At 61.5% G+C, this 3,672-nt stretch carries 4 protein-coding genes; 1 reads left to right on the forward strand and 3 read right to left on the reverse strand.

The annotated features are described in order from the left end of the window. Positions 1-191: 191 nt before the first annotated feature. A complete protein-coding gene (tetR(A), locus tag K5R89_RS26665; RefSeq protein WP_000164043.1) occupies positions 192-842 on the reverse strand; it encodes a tetracycline resistance transcriptional repressor TetR(A) in 651 nt (216 codons plus the stop codon). A 105-nt stretch (positions 843-947) separates the two neighbouring features. Here tetR(A) and tet(A) point away from each other — a divergent pair, with 105 nt between their 5' ends. Continuing rightward, a complete protein-coding gene (tet(A), locus tag K5R89_RS26670; protein WP_000804064.1) occupies positions 948-2,147 on the forward strand; it encodes a tetracycline efflux MFS transporter Tet(A) in 1,200 nt (399 codons plus the stop codon). Positions 2,148-2,178: 31 nt separating this feature from the next. Here tet(A) and K5R89_RS26675 read toward each other — a convergent pair whose 3' ends face one another. Both K5R89_RS26675 and K5R89_RS26680 read right to left on the reverse strand, forming a co-directional pair. Then, complete coding sequence (locus K5R89_RS26675) at positions 2,179-3,063, reverse strand: DMT family transporter (protein ID WP_000058717.1); 885 nt, start codon at positions 3,061-3,063, stop codon at positions 2,179-2,181. A 137-nt stretch (positions 3,064-3,200) separates the two neighbouring features. Continuing rightward, a partial coding sequence (locus tag K5R89_RS26680) for an isochorismatase family cysteine hydrolase (RefSeq protein WP_223170111.1) occupies positions 3,201-3,672 on the reverse strand: 472 nt, incomplete at its 5' end.

Here is a 3,672-nt window from a genome sequence, read left to right on the forward strand (position 1 = left end):
TTGAATGGGTTCATGTGCAGCTCCATCAGCAAAAGGGGATGATAAGTTTATCACCACCGACTATTTGCAACAGTGCCTGAAAAAGCCCGTAGCGGGCTGCTACGGGCGTCTGACGCGGTGGAAAGGGGGAGGGGATGTTGTCTACATGGCTCTGCTGTAGTGAGTGGGTTGCGCTCCGGCAGCGGTCCTGATCAATCGTCACCCTTTCTCGGTCCTTCAACGTTCCTGACAACGAGCCTCCTTTTCGCCAATCCATCGACAATCACCGCGAGTCCCTGCTCGAACGCTGCGTCCGGACCGGCTTCGTCGAAGGCGTCTATCGCGGCCCGCAACAGCGGCGAGAGCGGAGCCTGTTCAACGGTGCCGCCGCGCTCGCCGGCATCGCTGTCGCCGGCCTGCTCCTCAAGCACGGCCCCAACAGTGAAGTAGCTGATTGTCATCAGCGCATTGACGGCGTCCCCGGCCGAAAAACCCGCCTCGCAGAGGAAGCGAAGCTGCGCGTCGGCCGTTTCCATCTGCGGTGCGCCCGGTCGCGTGCCGGCATGGATGCGCGCGCCATCGCGGTAGGCGAGCAGCGCCTGCCTGAAGCTGCGGGCATTCCCGATCAGAAATGAGCGCCAGTCGTCGTCGGCTCTCGGCACCGAATGCGTATGATTCTCCGCCAGCATGGCTTCGGCCAGTGCGTCGAGCAGCGCCCGCTTGTTCCTGAAGTGCCAGTAAAGCGCCGGCTGCTGAACCCCCAACCGTTCCGCCAGTTTGCGTGTCGTCAGACCGTCTACGCCGACCTCGTTCAACAGGTCCAGGGCGGCACGGATCACTGTATTCGGCTGCAACTTTGTCATGCTTGACACTTTATCACTGATAAACATAATATGTCCACCAACTTATCAGTGATAAAGAATCCGCGCGTTCAATCGGACCAGCGGAGGCTGGTCCGGAGGCCAGACGTGAAACCCAACAGACCCCTGATCGTAATTCTGAGCACTGTCGCGCTCGACGCTGTCGGCATCGGCCTGATTATGCCGGTGCTGCCGGGCCTCCTGCGCGATCTGGTTCACTCGAACGACGTCACCGCCCACTATGGCATTCTGCTGGCGCTGTATGCGTTGATGCAATTTGCCTGCGCACCTGTGCTGGGCGCGCTGTCGGATCGTTTCGGGCGGCGGCCGGTCTTGCTCGTCTCGCTGGCCGGCGCTGCTGTCGACTACGCCATCATGGCGACGGCGCCTTTCCTTTGGGTTCTCTATATCGGGCGGATCGTGGCCGGCATCACCGGGGCGACTGGGGCGGTAGCCGGCGCTTATATTGCCGATATCACTGATGGCGATGAGCGCGCGCGGCACTTCGGCTTCATGAGCGCCTGTTTCGGGTTCGGGATGGTCGCGGGACCTGTGCTCGGTGGGCTGATGGGCGGTTTCTCCCCCCACGCTCCGTTCTTCGCCGCGGCAGCCTTGAACGGCCTCAATTTCCTGACGGGCTGTTTCCTTTTGCCGGAGTCGCACAAAGGCGAACGCCGGCCGTTACGCCGGGAGGCTCTCAACCCGCTCGCTTCGTTCCGGTGGGCCCGGGGCATGACCGTCGTCGCCGCCCTGATGGCGGTCTTCTTCATCATGCAACTTGTCGGACAGGTGCCGGCCGCGCTTTGGGTCATTTTCGGCGAGGATCGCTTTCACTGGGACGCGACCACGATCGGCATTTCGCTTGCCGCATTTGGCATTCTGCATTCACTCGCCCAGGCAATGATCACCGGCCCTGTAGCCGCCCGGCTCGGCGAAAGGCGGGCACTCATGCTCGGAATGATTGCCGACGGCACAGGCTACATCCTGCTTGCCTTCGCGACACGGGGATGGATGGCGTTCCCGATCATGGTCCTGCTTGCTTCGGGTGGCATCGGAATGCCGGCGCTGCAAGCAATGTTGTCCAGGCAGGTGGATGAGGAACGTCAGGGGCAGCTGCAAGGCTCACTGGCGGCGCTCACCAGCCTGACCTCGATCGTCGGACCCCTCCTCTTCACGGCGATCTATGCGGCTTCTATAACAACGTGGAACGGGTGGGCATGGATTGCAGGCGCTGCCCTCTACTTGCTCTGCCTGCCGGCGCTGCGTCGCGGGCTTTGGAGCGGCGCAGGGCAACGAGCCGATCGCTGATCGTGGAAACGATAGGCCTATGCCATGCGGGTCAAGGCGACTTCCGGCAAGCTATACGCGCCCTAGGAGTGCGGTTGGAACGTTGGCCCAGCCAGATACTCCCGATCACGAGCAGGACGCCGATGATTTGAAGCGCACTCAGCGTCTGATCCAAGAACAACCATCCTAGCAACACGGCGGTCCCCGGGCTGAGAAAGCCCAGTAAGGAAACAACTGTAGGTTCGAGTCGCGAGATCCCCCGGAACCAAAGGAAGTAGGTTAAACCCGCTCCGATCAGGCCGAGCCACGCCAGGCCGAGAACATTGGTTCCTGTAGGCATCGGGATTGGCGGATCAAACACTAAAGCTACTGGAACGAGCAGAAGTCCTCCGGCCGCCAGTTGCCAGGCGGTAAAGGTGAGCAGAGGCACGGGAGGTTGCCACTTGCGGGTCAGCACGGTTCCGAACGCCATGGAAACCGCCCCCGCCAGGCCCGCTGCGACGCCGACAGGATCTAGCGCTGCGTTTGGTGTCAACACCAACAGCGCCACGCCCGCAGTTCCGCAAATAGCCCCCAGGACCGCCATCAATCGTATCGGGCTACCTAGCAGAGCGGCAGAGATGAACACGACCATCAGCGGCTGCACAGCGCCTACCGTCGCCGCGACCCCGCCCGGCAGGCGGTAGACCGAAATAAACAACAAGCTCCAGAATAGCGAAATATTAAGTGCGCCGAGGATGAAGATGCGCATCCACCAGATTCCCGTTGGAATCTGTCGGACGATCATCACGAGCAATAAACCCGCCGGCAACGCCCGCAGCATCGCGACCGTCATCGGTGAGAAGTTCGGCAGGTATTGGGTGGTGACAATGTAGGTGCTGCCCCAAATGGCAGGTGCTATCGCTGTGAACAATAAATCGGGCGTGCGTAATGACATGCGATTACAAGACCTCCGCTACGGCGATGGGTTTTTGAGAGTTGCAGGCGCCGCGATGACCGCACCCTGACTTGGACTGGCCCTGCCTCGCACCAATCCACCTGCGGCTATGGCCGCGATCATGCGAGGCCCGAAAATTACACGACCTGTACACGTCCGCCGAACCCGGAACGCAACAGAGCTTCGTGGGCATCCCGATCCGGGTCGTAGCAGCAGTCCTGGACCAAACGCACGTCGTAGTCCGCATCACTAGCCCAGGCGACGCTTGAAAGAACAACGCCGGTGGTGCTTATCCCGGCCATGACAAGCGTGCTTACGCCGCGCGTCCGAAGGTCGGCGTCGAGCGCCGTGCCATAAAAGACGCTGGCTCGCGGACATGCATAGAAAAGGTCGCCCCGTTCGATCGCAAGCCCTTCGACGGGCAGACCGGTGCGAAATCGTCCGCTCGGGAGATACGGTGAGATTTGGCGATTCGTCGCCGGCGGCGCATGTTCATACTCTTCGCCGAGCGAAAAGTTGGGGAACAGCACGGGCCGGCCGCGCAAGGCGTGCTGGCAGCCGTGCAGACCCTGCGTGAGATGAACGCCGACAACCTGCGCAAGGTGCCGG

The sequence above is a fragment of the Klebsiella sp. TF21-TM genome, assembly GCF_019753495.1.
GTDB lineage: Bacteria > Pseudomonadota > Gammaproteobacteria > Enterobacterales > Enterobacteriaceae > Klebsiella > Klebsiella quasipneumoniae.

Excerpts from the sequence above, each read along its gene's own strand:
- K5R89_RS26675 (WP_000058717.1), bottom strand. The coding sequence starts at position 3,063 with ATGTCATTACGCACGCCCGATTTATTGTTCACAGCGATAGCACCTGCC.